Below are 20,282 nucleotides of genomic sequence, written 5' to 3'. Positions count from 1 at the left end.
GGGCTTTCGCGCCGGGCCGGGACGCGGCGCATGCTGACCATCCTGTTCGACGGCATCGCCTATGGGATGGTGCTGTTCGTGCTCGGCTGCGGGCTCTCGGTGACGATGGGGCTGATGAACTTCGTCAACCTCGCCCACGGCGCCTTCGCCATGCTCGGCGGCTATGTCGCCGTGCTCGCCATGCAGCGCCTCGGCCTGCCCTTCCTGGCCAGCCTGCCGCTCGCCTTCCTGGCGGCGGCGCTGGTCGGGATCGTGCTGGAGCGGCTGGTCTACCGGCCGATGTACGCGAAAAGCCATCTCGACCAGGTGATGTTCTCGATCGGGCTGGTCTTCATGGCGGTGGCCGGCACCGACTGGCTGATGGGCTCGACCCAGCAGTTCATCCGCCTGCCGGCCTGGCTGCAGGGGCGCTTCGAGATCGCAGGCATCGGCATCGGCCGCTACCGGCTCTTCGTCATCGCGATCTGCGGGCTGCTCGCGATATCGCTGCACTGGGGCTTCACCCGCACGCGCTTCGGCAGCCGGCTGCGAGCCGCGGTCGACGATGCGCGCGTGGCGCGGGGTCTGGGCATTCCGGTCAACCGGCTGTTCGCCGTCACCTTCGCATTGGGCTCGGGATTGGCCGGGCTTGGCGGCGCGCTCGGCATCGAGCTCATGGGGCTCGATCCGACCTTTCCGTTGAAGTTCATGATCTACTTCCTGATCGTCGTCACGGTGGGCGGCACCTCCAGCATCACCGGCCCGTTCTTCGCCGCGATGCTGCTCGGCCTGGCGGATGTCCTCGGCAAGTATCTCGTGCCCCAGCTCGGCGCCTTCATCATCTATGCGCTGATGGTCATGCTGCTGATCATCCGGCCGCATGGGCTGTTCGCGAGGGGGCGGGCATGAGCGCCGCGGCCTTCGAGGCGCGGGTCCGCGAGGCGCTCCGTGCCGGCCGCCGCTGGTATCCGGCCGAGTTTCTGTTCTGGCTCGCGGCCTTTGCAGCGTTCCTGCTGCTGCCGGGCCAGCTGCTGCTGCTGAACGAAGTGGCGATCCTGGCGTTGTTTGCGCTCTCGCTCGACCTGGTCCTCGGCTATGCCGGCATCGTCTCGCTGGGCCATGCCGCCTTTCTCGGCATGGGCGCCTATGCCGCCGGGCTGCTCGCCCGGCACGTGACCGCCGATCCGCTCGCGGGCCTCGCCTGCGGCATGGCGGCGGCGGGGTTGCTCGGGCTCGCCACCAGCCCGCTGGTGCTGCGCGGGAGCGATCTCACGCGCCTGATGGTGACGCTCGGCGTGGCGCTGATCCTCTACGAGCTGGCGAACTCCTTCGCCTCCGTGACCGGCGGGGCCGACGGCTTGCAGGGCATCATGATGGCCCCGGTGCTGGGCCTGTTCGATTTCGACCTCTTCGGCCGCACCGCCTATCTCTATTCGCTCAGCGTGCTCTTCCTGCTGTTCCTGGTGGCGCGGCGGGTCGTGGGCTCGCCTTTCGGGCTCTCGCTGCGCGCCATCCGCGACAACCCGCTGCGGGCCTCGGCCTCGGGCGTGCCGAACGGGCGCCGCCTCGCCGCCGTCTACGCGCTCGCCGCGGCCTATGCCGGGGCGGCCGGCGCGCTGCTCGCCCAGACCACGCAGTTCGTCTCGCTCGACGTGCTCGACTTCCATCGCTCCGCCGACCTGATGCTGGTGCTGATCATCGGCGGCGCCGGCTATCTCTATGGCGGCCTCGTCGGCGCGATCGCCTTCAAATTGCTCCAGGACGGGATCGCCAGCCTCACGCCGCAATACTGGATGTTCTGGATCGGGCTTTTCCTCGTGCTCTTCGTGCTCGGCGGGCGCGAGGTCATCCACGGTGCGGTCAGGGCCGTCGTCGGCCGCGTCGCCCGCTTCGGCAGGGGAGCGGCCCGATGAGCGCGGCGCTCCAGACCTTCGGCCTGTGCAAGAGCTTCGGCGGCATTACCGCGACGGATCATGTCGACTTCGCGCTGGCGAAAGGCGCCCGCCATGCGCTGATCGGTCCGAACGGGGCGGGCAAGACGACCTTCGTCAACCAGCTCACCGGCATGCTCCGGCCGTCCTCGGGCCGGATCGAGCTGATGGGCGAGGACATCACGGCGCTGCCTCCCGAGGCGCGGGTGAAACGCGGCCTCGCGCGCACCTTCCAGATCAACCAGCTCTTCGCGACGATGACGCCGCTGGAGATGATCGCACTCGTCACCAGCGAGCGGCTCGGGCGCGGCAGAAGTCCCTTCCGCACGCTCGACCGGGATGCGACGCTGGTCGCCGAAACCGCCGAGATCCTGACGCGCTTCAAGCTCGACGACATCATGAACCGGCCGATCGCGACGCTGCCCTATGGCAGGCGGCGTCAGATCGAGATCGCCGCCGCCTTCGCGGCGAGGCCCAGCGTGCTGCTGCTCGACGAGCCGGCCGCCGGCGTGCCCGAGGCCGAGCGGCGCGAGCTGATGGCGACGGTGGCGGCGCTGCCGGAGGATGTCTCCGTGCTGCTGATCGAGCACGACATGGATCTCGTCTTCCGCTTCGCCAACCGCATCACTGTGCTGGTCAACGGGCGCGTCCTGGCCGAGGGTACGCCGGAGGCTATGGCGCGCGACCCCGCCGTGCGCGCCGCCTATCTCGGCGAGGCCGCCCATGTCTGAGCTGCTCACGATCGAGAGGCTGAGCGCCGGCTATGGCGAGGCGCAGGTGCTGTTCGATGTCGACCTCGCGCTTGCCGAAGGGCGCTCGCTCGCCCTGCTCGGCCGCAACGGCGTCGGCAAGACGACGCTGGTGAACAGCATCATCGGCGTCACCCGCCGGCGCGGCGGACGGATCGTGCTCGGCGGGCGCGACCTCACCACCGCCTCGCCGGAACAGCGGGCCCATGCCGGCATCGGCTGGGTGCCGCAGGAGCGCAACATCTTCAAATCGCTGACGGTGCTGGAGAACCTGACGGCCGTCGCACGGCCGGGGCCGTGGGATACCGCCCGCGTCTTCGCGATGTTCCCGCGCCTCGCGGAGCGCAAAGCCAATCTCGGCGACCAGCTCTCCGGCGGCGAGCAGCAAATGCTGGCGATCGGCCGGGCGCTGGTGCTCAATCCGAGGCTGCTGCTGCTCGACGAGCCGACCGAGGGGCTGGCGCCGATCATCGTCGAGGAACTGCTGCGGGCGTTGAAGCGCCTGTTCCGCGACGAGGGCCTGGCGGCGATCGTCATCGAGCAGCATGCCCGCAAGATCCTGGCGCTGACGGACGAGGCCATCATCCTCGAGCGCGGCCGCGTGGTTCTCGCCGAGCGCAGTGCTGCGCTCATCGCCGAGCCGGAGCGGCTCGAACATCACCTCGGCCTCGCTGCCGCGGCGTGACCATCAGCAACCGGGAGGAGACGTCATGACACAGAGGAAGAAGCCGCCGTTCCGGGCCGACATGGTCGGCAGCCTGCTGCGCAGCGCGCCGGTCAAGCAGGCGCGCGCCAGGCTCGCGGCCGGCGAGATCGGCCAGGCCGAGCTGACCGCGATCGAGGACGAGGAGATCAGGACGCTCGTGCGCAAGCAGGAGGAGGTCGGGCTTCAGGCGGTGACCGACGGCGAATTCCGCCGCGCCTTCTGGCATTTCGACTTCCTCGACGGCCTTGCCGGCGTCACCAGCTTCGAGACCGATTCAGGCATCCAGTTCAAGGGCGTCAGCACCAAGGGGCATGCGGTGCGAGTCACCGGCAAGCTCGATTTCCCTGACGACCATCCGCATCTGGCGCACTTCAGGTTCCTGGCCTCGGTGACCAGCCGCTTGCCGAAGATGACCATTCCGAGCCCGTCCATGCTGCATTATCGCGGCGGACGGAAGGCGATCGATCCGAGCGCCTATCTCAGGATCGAGGACTACTATGACGATCTCGGCAAGGCCTATGCCAAGGCGATCAAGGCCTTCTACGATGCCGGCTGCCGCTATCTCCAGCTCGACGACACCAGCCTGTCCTATTTCTGCGATCCCGAGCAGCGCAAGATGCTGGCCGAGCGCGGCGACGATCCGGACCGGCTGATCTTCATCTATCGCGACGTGATCAACGCGGCGACGGCGGCGAAGCCGGCCGACATGGTGATCACCACCCATACCTGCCGCGGCAATTTCAAATCGACCTTCATCGCCTCGGGCGGTTACGAGCCCGTCGCCGAGATGGTCTTCAACGAGATCAATGTCGACGGCTACTTCATGGAGTGGGACGACGACCGTTCCGGCGGCTTCGAGCCGCTGCGCTTCCTGCCCAGAGGCGAGAAGCAGGTGGTGCTCGGTCTCGTGACCTCGAAATTCGGCGCGATCGAGAGCAAGGACAATCTGAAGCGCCGGATCGAGGAGGCGTCGCGATTCGCGCCGCTGGAGCAGCTCTGCCTGTCGCCGCAATGCGGCTTCGCCTCGACCGAGGAGGGCAATGTCCTCGCCGAGGAAGAACAATGGGCGAAGCTGTCGCGCATCGTCGAGGTCGCGAAAGAGGTCTGGGGATGAGCGGCGAGCCCTGTTTCGACATCGCCCATCTCGGCCATGTCGAGCTCTTCACCGACAAGCCGCAGGCGAGCCTCGACTTCTTTGTCGATATCCTCGGGCTGACGGAGAGCGGGCGGGAGGGCGACAGCGTCTATCTGCGCGCCTTCGACGATTACGAGTTCCACACGCTGAAGCTCACCGCGGCGAAGACGACCGGCGTCGGCCATGTCGGCTATCGCGCCTCGAGCGAAGCGGGGCTGCTGCGCCGCGTCGCCGCGATCGAGGCGATGGGAGCCGGGATCGGCTGGACTCCGGGCGATCTCGGCCATGGCCGCGCCTATCGCTTCCGCGATGCCGACGGCCATGTCTTCGAGATCTATTTCGACACCGACAAATACGTCGCGCCCGAGGGCGAGAGGCCGGCGCTCAAGAACCAGGCGCAGCGCAACCACGGCCGCGGCTGTGCGGTGCGCCGACTCGACCATCTGAACCTGCTGGCGCAGGACGTGGCGGCGATTCGCGATTTCATCCCGAAGGCGTTGGGCAGCCGGGTGACCGAGCAGATCGTGCTGGATTCCGGCGAGGTCGGCGGCTGCTGGTTCACCGTCAACAACAAGAGCTACGACATCGCCTATACGCGCGACCACACGCCGGCGCGCGGGCGTTTCCATCACGTCACCTACGCGGTCGACCAGCGCGAGCACATCCTGGAGGCGGCCGACCTGTTCCTGGAGAACGGCGTCTTCATCGAGACCGGGCCGCACAAGCACGCGGTGCAGCAGACCTTCTTCCTCTATGTCTACGAGCCGGCCGGCAACCGGGTCGAGATCGCCAATGCCGGCGCGCGCCTGATCCTCGATCCGGACTGGCAAACCGTGACCTGGACCGAGGCCGAGCGGAAGAAGGGCCAGGCCTGGGGGCTCAAGACGATCGAGAGCTTCCACACCCATGGAACGCCGCCGGCGCCGTAGAGCCGGATCCGATCAGATTGGATCAATCTGATCGGCAAAACGGTCTCTAGCGGTGCCGTGGCCGCAACCGTACGCCGGTTGGTCGGATCGTCTGCGGACCTGGAGCATGCTGCGAAAAAGTGGCAACGGCCTTTCGCGCCGAGCATGCTCCAAACTATTGGAGTCGATCAGGCTATCTGAATTTGGACAGAATCGTCCAAATGCCGCGTGATCCAGCGAGAAGCAGAGACGCCGACCCGGCGGATCGCCCGGTCGAAGCCGGCTCCGGCGCTATCGATCCCGGAGGCGAGGTGCAGGGGCCTGGAACGGCGGCGGGGGAACATTGGGAACCGGCGGCGCCCCAAGGCCCGTTTCCGGCAAGTCTCGCCTGACCGCGAGAGAGAGAATGGCGCGCCCGAAAGGATTCGAACCTCTGACCCTCAGATTCGTAGTCTGATGCTCTATCCAGCTGAGCTACGGGCGCGTGACAGCGGAAGCGGTTTTGAAGGCCGCCACCGGCTGACGGATGCGGACTTAACGGCTCGCGCCGCGCTTGGCAAGCCTGTTCTGTCGAGTTCGTTCGCTTTCCGCTTCCAGCCGGAGCAGCAGGCGAGCGTCAACCCTGCCCACCGTGCAGGAGGGCTGTCGTCGCAGAAGCCGGCTCCGCATCGCCGCCGCCCGCTTTTGCATCCGGTGCGGCGATGTGCCCGCGCGCTCCTGACTTCCGGACCTTCTCGGCGATGCCGTAGAGCGCCTCGCGCCGGTCCATTTCGCGCCAGATCTCGCTCGGATGGATGCCGAGCCCGCTCCAGAGCACGACGAGGTTGTAGACGAGGTCGGCGCTTTCCCGCACGACGGCCCGGCGGTCGCCCTGCACCGCCTCGATCCCGACCTCGACCGCCTCCTCGGCGAGCTTCTTGGCCATTTTCGGCACGCCGTGGCGGACCAGCCTGGCGGTTCGCGACAGGGCGGGGTCGCGGGCGCGGGCTGCGCGGACGGCGGCATAGAGTCTCTGCACCGAATCGGTCATCGGTGCAGAATCGAACCGTCATGTAAGCGTTTCGTGACGGTGCCGCTCCCGCTGTGGGCGCTCAGCGCGCCACCCCGGCGAACAGGCGTGCGACCTCGCGATAGACCTCGCGCTTGAACGGGATGATCAGCTCCGGCGTCTGCGCCAGCTCGACCCAGCGCCAGGCGTCGAATTCCGGCCTGTGGCCGCCGACCGGGTTGAGGATGTCGATCTCGCTCTCGTCGCCTTCGAAGCGGAAGGCGAACCATTTCTGCGCCTGGCCGCGATAGCGGCCGCGCCAGGCCTCCTTGCCGATCTCGCGCGGCAGGTCGTAGCTCAGCCAGCCGGGTGCCTCGGCGAGCAGCGAGACGGAGGCGACATTGGTCTCCTCGCGCAGTTCGCGATAGGCGGCCTCGATCGGCTGCTCGCCCGGGTCGATGCCGCCCTGGGGCATCTGCCATTCATGCCCCGGCGCGACATGCTCGCGCTGACTGCGATTGGCGCGGCGGCCGATGAAGACGAGCCCCTGCGCGTTGAACAGGGCGAGACCGACGCAGGGGCGGTAGCCGGCGGGAGGTTTCGTCATCGCAGCGAGCCGGTGGTCGAGGGGGTGCGGAAGCCGCGGGCGGCGCTGACCGGCACGATGACGAGGTTCTTCGCCTCCAGGGTGCGGACCCAGCGGGTGATGCGTTCGATGGTCACCGGCAGGGCGCTCGCGGTGGCGACGGCCGCGCCTTGGTCGCGGGCGAGCGTCTCGAGACGCTGGAGCTCCCTGTCGATCGCCTCGGCGCGCGGAAGGGTGTCGAGCGCAAGGTCGGCCTTGAGCGCGGGGATCTGTGCCTTGGCCGCGGCGGAGGCGAGCAGGCTGCGCGGGGAGGAGCCGTCGTCGACGACCATCAGCCCGCGCCCGGCGAGCTCGCGCAGCAGCGGCGTCAGCGCCATGTCGTCCGCGGTCAGCCGGCCGCCGAGGAAGTTGACGATGCCGACATAGCCGGTGAAGCGGCCGAGCGCCCATTGCAATCGGTCGAGATTGTCGGCGGCCTTCGGCCCGGTGAGCAGGGTGTGTGGGCCGGGGTCGTTGTCGGGATAGTCGAACGGCTCCATCGGCACCTGCAGGAAAACCTCGTGGCCCTCGCTGCGCGCGCGCTGAACCGTCTTCTCGAGCTCGGCGCCATAGGGGGCGAAAGCGAGCGAGACGGTGCCCGGCAGTCGCGTGATCGCCTCGCTGGTCGAGCTCTGGCTGATGCCGAGGCCGCCGACGAGGATGGCGATCCGGCCGGCCGGCTTGCCGGCGGATGCCGGCCCGAGCGGACGGGCATAGATCTGGGCCGGCGTCGTGCCGTCGGGGCCGACCTTGGGCAGCAGGCCGTGCCGCGTGCGCTCGATGAGGCGCTTGTCCGGTGCCGGCGCGAGCCTGACCGCGCCGTCGTCGGGGATGGTGATGACGATCGCGCCGGGCGCCTCCGATCCCGGCCTGACCACGGTGACCCCGGATTCGGTCTCGAGCTGGCTGGCGCTGGCCGGGCCGTGCCTGTCGTCGCGCGCAGCGGGCTCGGGCGGGGCCTTGGCGATATCGGCCGACGGGGGGGCGCCCTGGCGGATCATGGCCGTGGCGATCGGCTCGCCGCCGTCGGGATCGCGCTTCACGGCGGCGTAGAGGGCGAGTCCGGCGAAGACGACCGCCAGCGCGCTGGCGAGGCCGCGCCGCAGCCAGCGCCCATAGGGGCGCGGCGCGCGGCCACGCTTCGCCTGCCCGAGCGGCTGGTCGAGTTCGCTGAGCGGCAATCCGGCCAAGAGGCGCCGTCCTCTTCGACGTCACAGCGGACGCGAATCAGTCCGCGCCGCTAGAGTCGGATGATTCGGGCGGGAATCAATCGTCAATCGGCCGCAGGGAAAACAATCTCCTGCGGCCGTTGCACAAGTGTCGAGACATCCCGCGGGGGCGCCGGCCGGCGCGCCGCTCAGTTGGACTTGCCGGCCTCGGGAGCCGGAGCGGGGGCCGGCGCGGGCGCCGGCGTGGCGGGCAAGGCCACGTCCTTCTTGCCGCGCAGCAGGTTGAGCGCTGCGGCGAGCTGGGTGTCCTTGGCCGGGTCGGCCGGGACATAGGACGGCGAACCGGCCTGCTCCTCCTTGCCGTCGCCATTGCGCAGATGGCCCTTGAGCGAGGCCTCGCCCTTGTTCTCGACCTTGTCCTTCAACTCGGTGGGAACGTCCTGGATGATCTCGATGTCCGGCGAGATGCCCTTGGCCTGGATCGAGTTGCCCGAGGGCGTGTAGTAGCGCGCCGTGGTCAGCCGCAGGCCACCATTGTCGCCCAGGCGGATGACGGTCTGGACCGAGCCCTTGCCGAAGGAGCGCGAGCCCATGATGGTGGCGCGCTTGTGATCCTGCAGGGCGCCGGCGACGATCTCGGCGGCGGAGGCCGAGGAGCCGTTGATCAGCACGACGACGGGCTTGCCCTTGGCCAGGTCGCCGGATTTGGCATTGAAGACCTGGGTTTCCTCGGCATTGCGGCCGCGGGTCGAGACGATCTTGCCGCGCTCCAGGAAGGCGTCGGAGACCAGCACGGACTGGTCGAGCCGGCCGCCGCGGTTGTTGCGCAGGTCGATGACGTAGCCCTTGAGCTTGTCGACGCCGATCTCGGCGTTGACCTTGTCGAGCGCCTTGCGCAGGCCCTCATAGGTCTGCTCGCTGAAGGTACCGATGCGGACATAGCCGACATCGCCCTCGACGCGCTCCTCGACCGCCGGGACGACGATGTTGGAACGGGTCAGCGTGAACTCGAGGGGCTCGCTCTTGCCGGCGCGCTCGATCTTGAGCTTCACCTGCGTGTTGATGATGCCGCGCATCTTCTCGACGGCCTGGTTGAGGCTCAGGCCCTTGACCTCGTCGCCGTCGATCTGCCGGATGATGTCGCCGGCCAGGATTCCGGCCTTGGAGGCCGGGGTGTCGCGGATCGGCTTGGCGACCTTGAGGGCGCCGTCCTCCATCGTGACCTCGATGCCGAGCCCGCCGAACTGGCCGCGCATGTCGATGTCCATGTCGCGGAAGCTCTTGGCGTCGAGATAGGCCGAATGTGGGTCGAGCGAGGAGACCATGCCGTTGATCGCGGCCTCGATCAGCTTCTGCTCGTCGGGCTTCTCGACATAGTCGGTGCGGATCTTCTCGAAGATGTCGCCGAACAGGTTGAGGCTGCGATAGACCTCGGCCGAGGCGGCGACCGCGCTGGTCGACGAGAACAGCTTCGTCTGTGTGGCGACACCGGTGAGGCCCGCGCCGGCGATGGCGCCGACCAGAACGAGAGAAACCTTGCGCATCATCCGCGAACCTTTTCGCCTTGCGATTTCGTCCACCACGGCGTCGGATCGATCGAGACGCCGTCCTTCCTGAACTCGACATAGAGGACCGGCTCTCCGGCCCCCGCTCCCACATTCGTCGCGGCCGCTTCCGCGGTCTCGCCCATCATCGCAACCGGCTCTCCCGCCAGCACAAACTGGTTCAACGACACGTCGATGCGCTGCATGCCCGCCAGAAGAATATAGTAACCATTGCCGGCATTGAGGATCAAGAGTTGGCCGAAGGAGCGGAACGGTCCAGCATAAACCACCCAGCCATCCGAAGGTGACGAAACCACGGCATTGGGGCGGGTGGAAAGCGAAATTCCGCGGGTCGGGCCTCCGACCTCGTCGGTCGCGCCAAATCCACGCAATTGTGAACCGGCGACCGGCAGGGGCAGCATGCCGCGCAATTCCTGGAAGGCGGCCTTGGGGGCGAGCCGCGCCGGATCGCGAAAGGCGAGCTGGGCCATGCGCTGGCGCTGTTCCTGCGTCTCGGCCTCCAGAGCCCGGCGCGCCGCCTCGGCGGCGCGGGTCGTGGCGGAAATGTCCTTTTCGATGCGCTCGACCAGGTCGCGCAATGTCCTCGCCTGCGCGGCGAGTTCGCCACCGGCGGCACGCTGCGCCTCGATGTCCTGGGCGGCGCTCGTCTCTCGCTCGCGTCTCGCCTCGATCAGCGAGGCCAGGCGCTGGCGTTCGCCGGCCAGTTCCTCCATCTCAGCGGCGATCGCCCTGCGCTCCTCGGCGATACGCTCGCGCAGCCGCACCAGTTCGGCGAGATCCGTGCCGAGGATCGCGATCTCCTGGCGCAGATCCGGGACGACGGCGCCGAGCAGCATCGAGGCGCGGACGGCCTCGAGGATGTCCTCGGGGCGCACCAGCACGGCGGGCGGCGGGCGGCGCCCGATGCGCTGGAGCGCGGCCAGCACCTCGCCGATCAGTCCGCGCCGGCTCTCGAGCGAGCGCCGGATCGCGGTTTCGGAGGTCTGCAGCAGGGAGAGGCGCTGTTCGAGCCCGGCGATGCGCCCTTCGGCGGCCTGCGCGCGCGCTGTCGTGTCGAGCAGGGCCTGGTTGAGCCTGGTCCGGTCGGCGCGGATGCCGGTCATCTCGGCTTCGAGCCTGGCCCGGGCCGCGGCATTGCCGGCGAGGCGTTCCTCGATCGCCTTGAGCTCGGCCTCGCGGGCGCGCTTCTCCTCGCGCTTCTGCTCGGTGTCGCGGGCCGCCTGCTCCGATTCGGGGGCTGGCGGCGTCTGCGCCCCGGCGGCGAGCGGGGCGAGCAGAAGCATCGCCAGCAGGCAGGGGCGCATTCCCCGCCCCCATCTGCCGCCAGGGGGAAAAGGGGAAGCGGCGGCGCTTGCGCGAATCAGGGGCCGGGAGCGGCGGATCATGCGCGATGATAGGGATGTCCGGCCATGATCGTCATCGCCCGATAGAGCTGTTCGAGCACGAGCGCCCGGACGATCTGGTGCGGAATGGTCAGCCCCCCGAAGGACAGCACCCAGGCGGCGCGCTCGCGCAATGGCGCATCGAGCCCGTCGGCGCCGCCGATCAGCAGGGTCGCGGCCGGCGTTCCGGCGTCGCGCGCCGTGGCGAGGCGGCTGGCGAAGGCGTCGCTGTCGAGGCTCGCGCCGCGCTCGTCGAGGGCGATGACGAGGCCCGATGGCGGCAGACGCTCGCCGATCAGCCTGGCCTCGTCGCGGCGGCGCTCCTCGGTGCGCCGGCCACGGCTTTCGGCGATCTCGACGATCTCCGGGCCGCTGAAGCCGAGCCCGCGGGCGAGGCCCTGGGCGCGCTCCTGGTACCGTGCGCAGAGATCGCGTTCCGGCCCGTCCTTCAGGCGGCCGACGGCGATGACGGACAGGCGCACGTCAAGCCGTCCCGCGCCCGTTCGGACGCAAATCCGACGGTCCGGCCTTCCGTCCAGGTGCCGGGCGACCCTGAAGACCGGATTCCACGTTCGATCCGTTGCTCCGCGGCTCAGCCGACGAGGCGTTCACGCGGCCGGTCCGCGCCCCACATCTTCTCGAGATTGTAGAACTGGCGCACTTCCGGGCGGAAAATGTGGATGATCAGGTCGCCGGTGTCGATCAGCACCCAGTCGCAGGCTGGAAAGCCCTCGACCTTCGGCGTCTCGTGGCCAGCCTTCTTGAAGGCTTCGACCAGGCTCTCGGCGATCGAGGCGACGTGGCGGTTGACCCGCCCGGAGGCGATGATCATCGCGTCGGCCAGCGACGTCTTGCCGACCAGGTCGATCACCGTGGCGTCCTCGGCCTTCATGTCGTCCAGGACCTTGAGGGCGAGCGCGATGCTGCTCGCGGCGGGGTTCTCGGTCATGGCGGGCGCGGGGGGCGGCGCCGAGGCCGCTTCGCCGGTGGATGGGCGATTCAGAGCCGTATCCTCACGTGACGACGCGCTCAGGGCGCGACCTCGCTAATTTAGGCGCCGGAAGGGCCGAATTCAATTGGTTTCGGCGCGCTCGCGCAGATAGGTCGAGGACAGGTCCGACCGTCGCCCGTGCAGGAAGATCCAGGCCGGCGGAGTTCGCACTGGCAGAGCCGCTCCCTGGTTCTCAGGCAGCCGCCAGCGCGCCATCCAGTTGGCGGCGGGCGAGGCGATCGAGCGATGCGTCGAGCCCGGGCGGTCGATCACCGCGATCGGCATCATCCTCGCGATGGTGCGCCATTCGTTCCAGCGGTGGAAGCTCGCGAGATTGTCAGAGCCCATGACCCAGACGAAGCGCACGCCCGGACAACGCCGCATCAGCTGGCGCAAGGTGTCGGCGGTGTAACGGGTGCGCAGCGTCGCCTCGATGCCGGTGACGTGGATATGGCCGTGGTCGGCGAGCGCGCGGGCCGTCGCGACGCGCTGGGCGAGCGGCGGCAGGGCCTGGTTGTCCTTCAGCGGGTTGCCGGGGGTGACCAGCCACCAGACCCGGTCGAGCTGGAGCCGGCGCAGCGCGGTCAGGCTCGCCATGCGGTGGCCGTCATGGGCCGGGTTGAAGGTGCCGCCGAACAGCCCGATGCGCAGACCGGGGGCGTGCGGCGGCAGGCGCAGCTCCTCGGCGCTCACGGGCGGACCTGGCCCCGGCCGTGGACCCGGTACTTGAACGAGCAGAGCTGCTCGACCCCGACGGGCCCCCGCGCGTGCATGCGCCCGGTGGCGATGCCGATCTCCGCGCCGAAGCCGAATTCGCCGCCATCGGCGAACTGCGTCGAGGCGTTGTGCAGCACGATGGCCGAATCGACTTCCGCCAGGAAGCGGGCCGCCGCCGTCCCGTCGTCGGTCACGATCGCGTCGGTATGGTGCGAGCCATAGGTCTCGATATGCGCGATCGCGGCATCGAGGCCGGCGACGACCTTCGCCGCGATGATGCGGTCGAGATATTCGGCGCGCCAGTCGTCCTCGCTCGCCGGGGTGACGCGGGGGTCGACGGCCAGCGTCGCCGCGTCGCCGCGCACGGCGCAGCCTTCGTCGAGCAGGGCGGCGACCAGGGGCTTCAGATGCGTCGCGGCGCAGGCGGCGTCGACCAGCAGGGTCTCCGCCGCGCCGCAGACGCCGGTACGGCGGAGCTTGGCGTTGAGCAGGATCGCGCGCGCCATGGCGAGATCGGCCGCGCCGTGGACATAGACATGGTTGTTGCCGTCGAGATGGGCGAAGACCGGCACGCGCGCCTCCGCCTGCACCCGGGCCACCAGCCCCTTGCCGCCGCGCGGGACGACGACGTCGACGGCGCCGCCGAGCCCTTTCAGGATCTCGCCGACGGCGGCCCGGTCGCGGCTCGGCACGAGCTGGATCGCCGCGCGCGGCAGGCCGGCTTCGGCGAGTCCGTCCTGCATGGCGGCGGCGATCTCGCCGGCACTGCGGAAGCTGTCGGAGCCGGCGCGCAGGATCGCGACATTGCCGCTCTTCAGGCAAAGCGCGCCGGCATCGGCGGTGACGTTGGGGCGGCTCTCGAAGATCACGGCGATGACGCCGAGCGGGGTGGCGACGCGCTCGAAGAGGAGGCCGTTGGGCTGCGTCCAGCTCGCCAGCACGCGCCCGACCGGGTCGGGCAGGGCGGCGATGTCGGCGACGGCCCGGGCGATCGCCTCCAGGCGGGCCTCGTCGAGAGCGAGCCGGTCGATGAGGGAGGCGGCGAGGCCGGCGGCGCGTGCGTCGGCGAGATCCTGCCGGTTGGCGGCGAGGATGGCGGGCGCGCGCTCGCGCAAGGCGACAGCCATCGCAAGCAGCGCGCGGTCGCGCTGCGCGGCCGGCGCCGTACCGACCTGACGCGCCGCGGCACGGGCGCTCCGGCCGAGCCCGCTCATCAGCGCGGCGATGTCGCCGTTCTCATTGTCGGGCGCTGGGACGCGCCTGGCGCTCTTGTCGGTCATTCCTGAAGCTCACTCACGGGCCCGGATCGTAGCCGAGGCGCAGCGCCATGTCGTCCCGGTGAATCATCTCGGCGCGGCCGGGGTAGCCGAGCACCGTCTCGATCTCGCGCGAGGCCTTGCCGAGCACGCGCGCCGCCTCGTCCGCGTCATAGGCGACGAGGCCGCGACCGAGCTCGCTGCCGTCGCCGGCACGGATCACGACCGCGTCGCCGCGGCTGAAGGCGCCCTCGACCCGGGTCACCCCGACCGGCAGCAGGCTGGCGCCGCCGCGCAGCGCCCGCGCGGCGCCGTCGTCGACATGGAGCGTGCCGCGCGGCTCGAGCGAGCCGGCGATCCAGGTCTTGCGCGCTGTCGCGGGCGTCGAGGCGCTGAGGAACCAGGAGCAGCGGGCGCCCTCCGCGACGGCCCGCAGCGGATTCTTGGCGCGCCCGTCGGCGATCAGCATGTGGGCGCCGCCGGCGGTGGCGATCTTGCCGGCCTCGATCTTGGTCCGCATGCCGCCGCGCGAGAGCTCCGAGGCGGCGCCGCCGGCCATCGCTTCGATCGCGGGCGAGATCGCCGGGACGACCGGGATGTGCCGCGCGTCCGGGTCGGACAGGGGCGGGGCGGTGTAGAGCCCGTCAATGTCCGAGAACAGCACCAGGAGGTCGGCGCCGGCCATGGTGGCCACGCGTGCGGCGAGCCGGTCGTTGTCGCCATAGCGGATCTCGGAGGTGGCGACGGTGTCGTTCTCGTTGATCACCGGAACCGCGCGCAGGTCGAGCAGGCGGCCCAGCGTCGCGCGGGCGTTGAGATAGCGCCGGCGCTCCTCGGTGTCGGCGAGAGTCAGGAGGATCTGGCCGGCGTTGAGGCCGTGATGGCCGAGCGCCTCGGACCAGTTGCGGGCGAGCGCGATCTGGCCGACCGCGGCGGAGGCCTGGCTTTCCTCGAGCCTGAGCGGGCCGGCCGGCAGCTTCAGGACGGTGCGGCCGAGCGCGATCGCACCGGAGGAGACGACGAGCACATCGGCGCCGCGGCCGTGCAGCTCCGCCAGATCCTCGGCGAGCGCGGCGAGCCAGGCATGGCGCAGGCGTCCCTGCGCCCGGTCGACGAGCAGCGAGGAGCCGACCTTGACGACGATGCGACGGAACTGATCGAGGGCGGGCAGGTTCACGGGGCAGGACCGGGCTTCTCGGTGGGCGGAATGACGCCCGTCGCCGTTCCTTGGCTAAATTGCCGGCATTGTAAAGCAGCGTGGGCGCATTGCGCCACTGCACCGGGATTTCGGGCCGGCGCCCGGCGCGACGGGGGCGGCGCGAGCCCCTAAGGCTGCCTGCCGCGGGTTGGCCATGCGCATGAGAGGATAGATAGGGGGTGGCGCTCGCCGCCGATTTCTGGTACCGCGACGCGCAAATCCCAAAGGGTCGGGCTGCGCCTGACCCTTTTTCCTTCACATCCTGCGAGCTGGAGAAACGGATGCAGGTTCTCGTGCGCGACAACAATGTCGATCAGGCCATTCGCGTTCTGAAGAAAAAATTGCAGCGCGAAGGCGTGTTCCGCGAGATGAAGCGCCGCGCCTCCTATGAGAAGCCGTCCGAGCAGCGCGCCCGCGAGAAGGCCGAGGCTGTCCGCCGCGCCCGCAAGCTCGCCCGCAAGCAGGCGCAGCGCGAAGGACTGATCGCCGCGCCGAAGCCGAAGGCGATCAAGCCCCGCGCTGCCGGCGCAGCGGCCCAGCGCTGATTTCAGTACAAAAACCTCGCGAGTTGCCGTAAGCGCAGCATGCGAGCGGCATCCTTGCCCGCGTAACCCCGAGAAGGCCCACCTTGAAGAACCCGAACGACCGCCATTTCACCGATCGCCAAGCCAACTCCGCCAACGCGAAGAAGGCCCTGCTCGAGCGCTTCAAGGCGCGTCCCGGGCCGGACGATCCGGTGATGATGCAGCGTCGGGCCGAGCGTGAGGCCATCGCTGCGGCCCGCGCCGAGCGCGAGGCCAAGAAGGAGGCGGAGCGTCAGGAGGCCGAGCGCATCGCTGCCCTCGAGCGGGCAGCCCGCGAGGAGGCCGAGCGCCAGGCCGAGGCCGAGCGCGAGGCGCTGCGCAAGGCCGAGCAGGCCAAGCGCGATGCCGAGCGGCCGCGTCGCGTCCTGCTCGAAGCCGTCCAGTACATGGAAATGCGGGTCGCCGGTAAGCGCCGCTGAGCGCCGCTCCGAACCCCTGTCCTGCAGGAAGCGCCGCGTCTCCGCGGCGCTTTTTATTTGCGGCGGTCTAGCGGTCGGAGCGGCTGTCCTGGCCGCAGCGGAACGACGGGCCTCTCTCGTCGGCCAGCCGCCGTGCCGCCGCATTGGCGGCCGGCTTGCGGGCATCGACGCTGCCGATGATGCAGGAATGGCCGCCGGCATCGAGGCGGTAGACGACGAGCCGGGCGCCGTCGAGCCTGCCGACGCTGCGGCCCGTCGCATAGCGCAGGATCGCCGCCTGCGGACGGCCGCCTTTCGGGCCACGCCATTCGATCGTCCTGCCGGCCTCGAAGAAGCCAATGTCGGGCAGAATGGCCTCCTCGGCCGGGTTCGGACCGAAGCCGACGGCCGAGGCGTCGTCGTCGGCCGTCCAGACCACCGCGATGCCCGCCTTGCCGGCGCAGCGATGCACCGCCACCGGATCGCCATCGCCCCTGTCCTTGCGGCATTTCGCATAATCATGGGTGGTGTAGCTGCTCGCCCATTGCCCGGCCCGCAGGGGGGCCGCGAGCAAAGCGGCGAAGCCGATGGCGAGAGCGAGCCGTGCGATTCTCATGGCGTTGGTTCTCCGCTCGGGACGGGCGATCCGACGACATCCGGCGCGGATCGGCAAGCCGCCGCACGGTGCTCCCGATGGAACCTCGCGGCATTTCGCGGCTTTTTTAGGCGAATGCGCGATTCCGCTCCTGCAGCCGACAAGGCCCGGGCATGGCGAGCCGTTCGCCACCCGGCTACCCAATCGGAGGAACGAACATGACCCGCACCAAGAAGAGCCTCGCCGCTGCCGTCGCCGCCCTCACGCTCGGCGTGTCCGTCTTCGCCGCCGATGCCGAGGCGCGTCCGCGCTATTACCGTGGTGCCGCGATCGGCGCCGGCGTGGTCGGGGCCCTGGCCCTCGGCGCCCTCGCGGCCGGCGCCGCCAGCGGCCCGGCCTATGGCTATTATGACGACGGCTATGTGCCGGCCTACGGCCCTGTCCGCCGCTGCCACCTCGTCGACCGCGTCAATTATTACGGCGAGGTCATCGGTACACGCCGCGTCTGCCGTACCTATTACTGAGCTTCCCCAGGGCCTCCTCCCCGGCCCGACATCCTGGCCCGCCGGTCCGTCCGGCGGGCCCTTTTCATGCCCGTCGCGCTGGAAACGCGCTGCGCCGTCGTTCCGGGGCAGGCCAAAGGCGCCCGGCCCGGAACGACGATGGAGCTTTCGCGGCGGAATCAGCCGCCGGTCGACATGGTCAGCGGCGGCTTCACCTCGGCGGGGATCGGCGAGGTGTAGCCGCCATCGGCGGCGACGCGCTTCTGGAAGTCGGCCTTCGCCGCCGCCATCAGCGCCGGATCGGTCAGCACGGCGGCCCCGGTCGCCGCCATCGCCTTGGCGACCTGGACCATCGCCTTGTGCGCCGCCGGCATCTTGCCCTGCGCCACGACCTGCCAGGTGTGGAAGGGGGTACCGATCGCGACGGTCGGCGCATGCGCCTGCACGGTCGGGACGACCCAGCTGACATCGCCGACATCGGTCGAGCCGATCGCCGGATTGCGCGGCGAATCGAGCGGCACGGTAAAATCGGCGAGCTCGGCCTCGGTCTTCGGCACGCCGATCGCGCGCCAGACGGCGTCGATGTCCTTCTGCGACAGGGTCGCGCGGATCTTGCGGGCGAACTCCCTGTCGGCCTCGTCGAAATGCGGCGGGCCGAGCTCCTCCATGATGCCCTGCAGCGCCTGTTCCAGCGGGCCGTTGCCGACGACGTTGGAGACGGCGCTGACGATCTTCATCTCCATCGTCGTCTCGGTCATCAAGGCCGCGCCCTCGGCGATCTTCTTGACGCGGCCGACCAGCTCGAGCATGCCGGGCAGGTCGCGGGCGCGGATCGAATAGCGCACGCGGGCATGGGCCTGGACGACATTGGGGGCGATGCCGCCGGTGTCGAGCAGGGCGTAATGGACGCGCGCATCGCTCGGCATGTGCTCGCGCATGTAGTTGACGCCGACATTCATCAGTTCGACGGCGTCGAGCGCGCTGCGCCCGAGCTCGGGCGAGGCCGCGGCATGCGAGGCCCGGCCGGTGAAGACGAAGTCGGCGCGGGTGTTGGCGAGCGAGAGCGGCGGGGTCACCTCCCAGAAGCTGCTCGGATGCCAGGAGATCGCGATGTCGGCATCCTCGAAAGCGCCGGCGCGGACCATGAAGGCCTTGGCGGCGCCGCCTTCCTCGGCCGGGCAGCCGTAATAGCGGACGCGGCCGGGCAGCTTGTTCTCGGCGAGCCAGTTCTTCATCGCCGTCGCCGCGAGCAGGGCGGCCGAGCCGAGCAGGTTGTGGCCGCAGCCATGGCCGTGGCCGCCGGCCTCGATGGCGCGATGCTCGGCGACGCCCGATTCCTGGCTGAGGCCGGGCAGCGCGTCGTATTCGCCGAGGAAGGCGATGACCGGGCCGCCCTCGCCGGCCTCGCCGATCACCGCAGTCGGGATGTCGGCGACGTTCTCGGTGACGCGGAAGCCCTGGTGGCGGAGCTCGGCGACATGCTCGGCGACCGAGCGCTTCTCGGTGTAGCAGACCTCGGGAATGGCCCAGACCCGGTCGCTGAGTTCGATGAAGCGCTGCTTGCTGGCGTCGACGTGACGCCAGAGGTCGTTGCGATTGTCCATGTTTCGTCTCGCTGGAGGGGAAGTCCGGGCCCTTTCTGGCAAGCGCGGGGCCATGCGTCCAGCAACCGCAGGGCATGGCAGCTCTGCCTCCCGGCCCGCTTATGCGCTTGCTTTTCGGCGCGGCATCGGCCTGATGCGCGCCATGGCCCGCCAGAAGCTGCTTTTCGTCGCCACCGAGGACTGGTTCTTCGCCTCCCACTTCCTGCCGATGGCGCGAGCTGCCGGCGAAATAGGGCTCGATGTCGCGGTGATCGCGCGCGAGCGCAGCCACCGCCGCGTCATCGAGGCGACAGGCGCGCGGCTGATCCCGCTCGAAGCGGAGCGGCGCTCGCTCTCGCCGGTCGCGCTCCTTCGGCAAGTGATGGCGCTGAAGCGGCTGATCGAGCGCGAAAAGCCCGATATCCTGCATTGCATCGCGCTCAAGCCGATCGCGCTCGCCGGCCTGGCCGGCCGCCTCGCCGGGGTCGAGCGCCGGGTCTACGCCTTGACCGGGCTCGGTTTCCTCGGCGCGCGCGAGGGCGCCGTCGCCGAGGCGGCGCGGCTCGCCGCCAGGCTCTGGCTGCGCGAGGCGATCGACGGGCCGCTGGTGCGCTTCCTGTTCGAAAATCCGGACGATCCGGTCACGCTCGGGCTCGATCCGTCCGACGAGACCAAGGTCGCGATCGTCGGCGGCGCCGGGGTCGACCCGTTGATCCTGATGCCCGAGCCGATGCCGCCGCAGCCGCCGCTCAAGGTCGCGCTCGTCGCCCGCATGCTCTGGTCGAAGGGGATCGACCTCGCGGTCGAGGCGGTGAGCCTGGCGCGCAGGCAGGGCGCACGCGTCGAGCTGACGCTGCATGGCGCGCCCGACCCGTCCAATCCCAAGGCGGTGCCGGAGGCGACCTTGCGGGAATGGTCGGCGCGGCCGGGGATCAGTTGGGCCGGGCCGACGCGGGACATCGAGGGCGTCTGGCGGGGGCACCATGTCTGCTGCCTGCCCTCACGCGGCGGCGAGGGCCTGCCGCGCACCCTGCTGGAGGGCGCCGCCTGCGGCCGGGCGCTGCTGACCACAGACGTGCCGGGCTGCCGCTCCTTCGTCCGCACCGGGCAGGACGGCTTCGTCGTCCCGGCGAACGACATCGCGGCCTTGGCGCAGGCGCTGGTGACCCTGGCGGCCTCGCCGGGACGGGTCGAGCGCATGGGCGCGAGCGCGCGCGAGCGCCTGCTCGCCGGCTATACCGAGCGCGACGTGATGGACGGGGTGAAGGGCCTCTACCGCTCCCTGCTCGGGCAGCGCCAGGCGGACCTGGTCGCGTGAGC

General features: G+C 69.9%; 22 protein-coding genes and 1 tRNA gene. 10 read left to right on the top strand and 13 right to left on the bottom strand.

The window, feature by feature from the left end:
* The first annotated feature begins 30 nt into the window (after positions 1-30).
* From CS1GBM4_RS09345 to CS1GBM4_RS09320, 6 genes are read left to right on the top strand one after another with little or no spacing between them, the layout of a single operon-like run.
* A complete protein-coding gene (locus CS1GBM4_RS09345) occupies positions 31-888 on the top strand; it encodes a branched-chain amino acid ABC transporter permease (RefSeq protein ID WP_186418429.1) in 858 nt (285 codons plus the stop codon).
* Positions 885-1,892 carry a branched-chain amino acid ABC transporter permease gene (locus CS1GBM4_RS09340; protein WP_186418428.1) on the top strand — a complete coding sequence of 336 codons (1,008 nt, stop codon included), beginning with the start codon at positions 885-887 and terminating at the stop codon, positions 1,890-1,892. The genes CS1GBM4_RS09345 and CS1GBM4_RS09340 overlap by 4 nt, the downstream gene beginning before the upstream one ends.
* Positions 1,889-2,641 (top strand): ABC transporter ATP-binding protein, encoded by a 753-nt coding sequence (locus tag CS1GBM4_RS09335; protein WP_186418427.1) that lies wholly within the window; start codon positions 1,889-1,891, stop codon positions 2,639-2,641. Before CS1GBM4_RS09340 ends, CS1GBM4_RS09335 begins: the two co-directional genes overlap by 4 nt.
* Complete coding sequence (locus CS1GBM4_RS09330) at positions 2,634-3,344, top strand: ABC transporter ATP-binding protein (protein WP_186418426.1); 711 nt, start codon at positions 2,634-2,636, stop codon at positions 3,342-3,344. Before CS1GBM4_RS09335 ends, CS1GBM4_RS09330 begins: the two co-directional genes overlap by 8 nt.
* 25 nt (positions 3,345-3,369) lie before the next feature.
* The gene (locus CS1GBM4_RS09325; protein ID WP_186418425.1) at positions 3,370-4,479 is read left to right on the top strand and encodes a 5-methyltetrahydropteroyltriglutamate--homocysteine S-methyltransferase; all 1,110 of its coding nucleotides are present in this window, start codon (positions 3,370-3,372) and stop codon (positions 4,477-4,479) included.
* Positions 4,476-5,429 (top strand): VOC family protein, encoded by a 954-nt coding sequence (locus CS1GBM4_RS09320; RefSeq protein ID WP_186418424.1) that lies wholly within the window; start codon positions 4,476-4,478, stop codon positions 5,427-5,429. Before CS1GBM4_RS09325 ends, CS1GBM4_RS09320 begins: the two co-directional genes overlap by 4 nt.
* A gap of 386 nt (positions 5,430-5,815) precedes the next feature.
* Here the strand turns inward: CS1GBM4_RS09320 and CS1GBM4_RS09315 are convergent.
* From CS1GBM4_RS09315 to proB, 11 genes are all read right to left on the bottom strand, one after another.
* Positions 5,816-5,892, bottom strand: a tRNA-Arg gene (locus tag CS1GBM4_RS09315).
* Positions 5,893-6,024: 132 nt separating this feature from the next.
* Positions 6,025-6,438, bottom strand: coding sequence for a phosphoribosyl-ATP diphosphatase (gene hisE, locus CS1GBM4_RS09310; RefSeq protein ID WP_186418423.1), 414 nt, complete (start codon positions 6,436-6,438; stop codon positions 6,025-6,027).
* Between the two features lie 61 nt (positions 6,439-6,499).
* Positions 6,500-7,003, bottom strand: a complete 504-nt coding sequence (locus tag CS1GBM4_RS09305; RefSeq protein ID WP_186418422.1) for an RNA pyrophosphohydrolase — start codon at positions 7,001-7,003, stop codon at positions 6,500-6,502.
* Positions 7,000-8,211: a divergent polysaccharide deacetylase family protein gene (locus CS1GBM4_RS09300; protein WP_186418421.1), complete on the bottom strand. Its 1,212-nt coding sequence runs from the start codon at positions 8,209-8,211 to the stop codon at positions 7,000-7,002. The genes CS1GBM4_RS09305 and CS1GBM4_RS09300 overlap by 4 nt, the downstream gene beginning before the upstream one ends.
* Before the next feature lie 167 nt (positions 8,212-8,378).
* Positions 8,379-9,734, bottom strand: coding sequence for a S41 family peptidase (locus tag CS1GBM4_RS09295; RefSeq protein WP_186418420.1), 1,356 nt, complete (start codon positions 9,732-9,734; stop codon positions 8,379-8,381).
* Positions 9,734-11,059: a peptidoglycan DD-metalloendopeptidase family protein gene (locus tag CS1GBM4_RS09290; protein WP_186418419.1), complete on the bottom strand. Its 1,326-nt coding sequence runs from the start codon at positions 11,057-11,059 to the stop codon at positions 9,734-9,736. Before CS1GBM4_RS09290 ends, CS1GBM4_RS09295 begins: the two co-directional genes overlap by 1 nt.
* Before the next feature lie 77 nt (positions 11,060-11,136).
* The gene (gene rlmH, locus CS1GBM4_RS09285; RefSeq protein ID WP_186418418.1) at positions 11,137-11,619 is read right to left on the bottom strand and encodes a 23S rRNA (pseudouridine(1915)-N(3))-methyltransferase RlmH; all 483 of its coding nucleotides are present in this window, start codon (positions 11,617-11,619) and stop codon (positions 11,137-11,139) included.
* Positions 11,620-11,729: 110 nt separating this feature from the next.
* Positions 11,730-12,086, bottom strand: a complete 357-nt coding sequence (rsfS, locus tag CS1GBM4_RS09280) for a ribosome silencing factor (protein ID WP_186418417.1) — start codon at positions 12,084-12,086, stop codon at positions 11,730-11,732.
* 123 nt (positions 12,087-12,209) lie between these two features.
* Positions 12,210-12,821: a nicotinate-nucleotide adenylyltransferase gene (locus CS1GBM4_RS09275; protein WP_244607145.1), complete on the bottom strand. Its 612-nt coding sequence runs from the start codon at positions 12,819-12,821 to the stop codon at positions 12,210-12,212.
* The gene (locus CS1GBM4_RS09270) at positions 12,818-14,059 is read right to left on the bottom strand and encodes a glutamate-5-semialdehyde dehydrogenase (protein ID WP_186418647.1); all 1,242 of its coding nucleotides are present in this window, start codon (positions 14,057-14,059) and stop codon (positions 12,818-12,820) included. Before CS1GBM4_RS09270 ends, CS1GBM4_RS09275 begins: the two co-directional genes overlap by 4 nt.
* 79 nt (positions 14,060-14,138) lie before the next feature.
* Entirely contained in the window at positions 14,139-15,278 is a 1,140-nt protein-coding gene (proB, locus tag CS1GBM4_RS09265) for a glutamate 5-kinase (RefSeq protein WP_186418416.1), read from the bottom strand.
* Positions 15,279-15,580: 302 nt separating this feature from the next.
* On the opposite strand from proB, the gene rpsU reads away from it, so the two are divergent.
* Positions 15,581-15,844, top strand: a complete 264-nt coding sequence (gene rpsU / locus CS1GBM4_RS09260; RefSeq protein WP_186418646.1) for a 30S ribosomal protein S21 — start codon at positions 15,581-15,583, stop codon at positions 15,842-15,844.
* 83 nt (positions 15,845-15,927) lie between these two features.
* Positions 15,928-16,302: a DUF6481 family protein gene (locus CS1GBM4_RS09255; protein ID WP_244607144.1), complete on the top strand. Its 375-nt coding sequence runs from the start codon at positions 15,928-15,930 to the stop codon at positions 16,300-16,302.
* A 67-nt stretch (positions 16,303-16,369) separates the two neighbouring features.
* Here the strand turns inward: CS1GBM4_RS09255 and CS1GBM4_RS09250 are convergent, their stop codons facing one another.
* On the bottom strand, positions 16,370-16,897 hold the full coding sequence (locus CS1GBM4_RS09250) for a hypothetical protein (protein WP_186418415.1): 528 nt from the start codon (positions 16,895-16,897) through the stop codon (positions 16,370-16,372).
* A gap of 197 nt (positions 16,898-17,094) precedes the next feature.
* On the opposite strand from CS1GBM4_RS09250, the gene CS1GBM4_RS09245 reads away from it, so the two are divergent.
* Positions 17,095-17,400, top strand: a complete 306-nt coding sequence (locus tag CS1GBM4_RS09245) for a hypothetical protein (protein WP_186418414.1) — start codon at positions 17,095-17,097, stop codon at positions 17,398-17,400.
* A 158-nt stretch (positions 17,401-17,558) separates the two neighbouring features.
* Here CS1GBM4_RS09245 and CS1GBM4_RS09240 read toward each other — a convergent pair whose 3' ends face one another.
* Positions 17,559-18,983: a M20 family metallopeptidase gene (locus CS1GBM4_RS09240; RefSeq protein WP_186418413.1), complete on the bottom strand. Its 1,425-nt coding sequence runs from the start codon at positions 18,981-18,983 to the stop codon at positions 17,559-17,561.
* A 142-nt stretch (positions 18,984-19,125) separates the two neighbouring features.
* Here CS1GBM4_RS09240 and CS1GBM4_RS09235 point away from each other — a divergent pair, with 142 nt between their 5' ends.
* On the top strand, positions 19,126-20,280 hold the full coding sequence (locus CS1GBM4_RS09235; protein ID WP_244607143.1) for a glycosyltransferase family 4 protein: 1,155 nt from the start codon (positions 19,126-19,128) through the stop codon (positions 20,278-20,280).
* Positions 20,281-20,282 lie beyond the last annotated feature (2 nt).

The sequence above is a fragment of the Allobosea sp. CS1GBMeth4 genome (assembly GCF_900185715.1).
GTDB lineage: Bacteria > Pseudomonadota > Alphaproteobacteria > Rhizobiales > Beijerinckiaceae > Allobosea.
This window is presented reverse-complemented; position numbering and strand designations above follow the sequence as displayed.